The sequence below is a fragment of the Micromonospora sp. D75 genome, assembly GCF_018070405.1.
Lineage (GTDB): Bacteria > Actinomycetota > Actinomycetes > Mycobacteriales > Micromonosporaceae > Micromonospora > Micromonospora chalcea.
This window is the reverse complement of record NZ_JAGPXV010000854.1, coordinates 1-1,976: the sequence shown is the minus strand read 5'-3', so window position 1 is coordinate 1,976 and position 1,976 is coordinate 1. Positions and strand designations below refer to the sequence as shown.

The following is a 1,976-nucleotide window of genomic DNA, read 5'->3' as shown; positions in this document are numbered from 1 at the left end:
CCCCCTTTTAACACCGCGGTGTTAAAAGGGGGCCCTTCCTTACAAGCAGGGTCAGCGGGCGCCGAGGTGGGCCAGCAGGTCCTGGCGGGTCAGCACGCCCTTGGGCTTGCCGTCGACCAGCACCAGCGCCGCGTCCGCCTTCTCCAGCAGCCCGACCGCCTCGCTCACCGGCTGGCCGCCGCCGATCATCGGCAGCGGCTCGCCCATGTGCCGCTCGATCGTGTCGTGCAGGTGGGCCTGGCCGGTGAACAGCGCGTCGAGCAGGTCCTTCTCGGCGATCGAACCGGCCACCTCACCGGTCACCACCGGCGGCTCGGCCTTGAGTACCGGGAGCTGCGAGACGCCGTACTCGCGCATGTAGTCGATCGCGTCGCGGACCGTCTCGGTCGGGTGCACGTGCACCAGCTCGGGCAAGCCACCGGGCTTGCCGGCGAGCGCGTCGGCGACCGTCGGCTCGGTGCCCGAGTCGTCCAGGAAGCCGTACCGGGCCATCCACTTGTCGTTGAAGATCTTCGACAGGTAGCCCCGGCCGCCGTCCGGCAGCAGCACCACGATCACGTCGTCCGGGCCGGCCTTGCGGGCCACCTCCAGCGCGCCCACCACCGCCATGCCGCAGGAGCCGCCGACCAGCAGACCCTCCTCGCGGGCGAGCCGGCGGGTCATCTCGAAGGACTCCTTGTCCGACACCTCGACGATCTCGTCGGCGATCTTCCGGTCGTACGTCTCCGGCCAGAAGTCCTCACCGACGCCCTCGACCAGGTACGGCCGGCCGGTGCCGCCCGAGTAGACCGAGCCCTCCGGGTCCGCGCCGATCACCTTGACCCGGCCCTCGGACGCCTCCTTGAGGTAGCGGCCGATGCCGGAGATGGTGCCGCCGGTGCCGACGCCCGCCACGAAGTGGGTGATCTTGCCTTCGGTCTGCTTCCACAGCTCCGGGCCGGTGGTCTCGTAGTGCGAGCGCGGGTTGGCCGGGTTGCTGTACTGGTTGGGCTTCCACGCGCCGGGGATCTCCCGGGCCAGCCGGTCGGACACGTTGTAATAGGAGCGCGGGTCCTCCGGCGCGACGGCGGTCGGGCAGACCACCACCTCGGCGCCGTACGCGCGCAGCACGTCCTGCTTGTCCTGGCTGACCTTGTCCGGGCAGACGAAGACGCAGCGGTAGCCCTTGAGCTGGGCCACCAGGGCCAGCCCGACGCCGGTGTTGCCGCTGGTCGGCTCCACGATCGTGCCGCCCGGCCGCAGGATGCCCGCCTTCTCGGCGTCCTCCACCATGCGCATCGCGATCCGGTCCTTGACCGAGCCGCCCGGGTTGACGTACTCCACCTTCGCCAGCACGGTGGCCTGGATGCCCTCGGTGACGTTGCGCAGGCGGACCAGCGGGGTGTTGCCGATCAGCTCGACGACGTTGTCGTAGTACTGCACCTCGTTGTGCCCTTCGTCGCGCCGCCGTCGTGGGGCGGTCGGTCAGCCGTCAGTTCGCCGACCAGCGTACGTGCCGTCAGGGCACCACATGCCCCGGGATGACCGAGCTGCGACGTGCCTCCCACTCCAGGAACCGTTCCGTCTCGGCGAGCACGCTGCCGGCCAGCCAGGTGACCATCACCGCGTCGTCGGCCAGCCCGAAGATCGCCAGCGGGATCTCCGGCAGCAGGTCGATCGGGCTGACGATGTACGCGGTCGCGCCGGCCATCAGCGCCAGGCGCAGGCCGCCGTCGTACTCGCCCCTGGTGGTGGCGCGGATCATCCTCGGCAGCGCCGCCAGCCGGGCCCCGAGCGACGGCCCGCCCCGCGTACCGGCCGCCAGCGCCCGGGCCAGCGCGGCGAACGCGGCGCTGCGCTTCAACGTCTTCCCCATGTCTTCGCCCCTCTCCGCCCGACCATGGTGCGGCCCGGGGGCAAGCCCGCGTCCGCCACCCCCATCGGTACCCAGTCCGGGTGCCGCCCAGCCATCCGATCAAGGACAGCAGTGGTCGTAC

Annotated in this window: 2 protein-coding genes; both read right to left on the bottom strand. The window is 71.2% G+C overall.

The window, feature by feature from the left end; translation table 11 throughout:
* Positions 1-51: 51 nt before the first annotated feature.
* Positions 52-1,422: a cystathionine beta-synthase gene (locus tag KBX39_RS29920; RefSeq protein WP_210873750.1), complete on the bottom strand. Its 1,371-nt coding sequence runs from the start codon at positions 1,420-1,422 to the stop codon at positions 52-54.
* A 76-nt stretch (positions 1,423-1,498) separates the two neighbouring features.
* On the bottom strand, positions 1,499-1,855 hold the full coding sequence (locus KBX39_RS29915) for a YkvA family protein (protein WP_013474058.1): 357 nt from the start codon (positions 1,853-1,855) through the stop codon (positions 1,499-1,501).
* Positions 1,856-1,976: the final 121 nt, after the last annotated feature.

Coding starts and splice junctions, on each gene's coding strand:
- KBX39_RS29915 (WP_013474058.1), bottom strand. CDS start 1,855: ATGGGGAAGACGTTGAAGCGCAGCGCCGCGTTCGCCGCGCTGGCCCGG.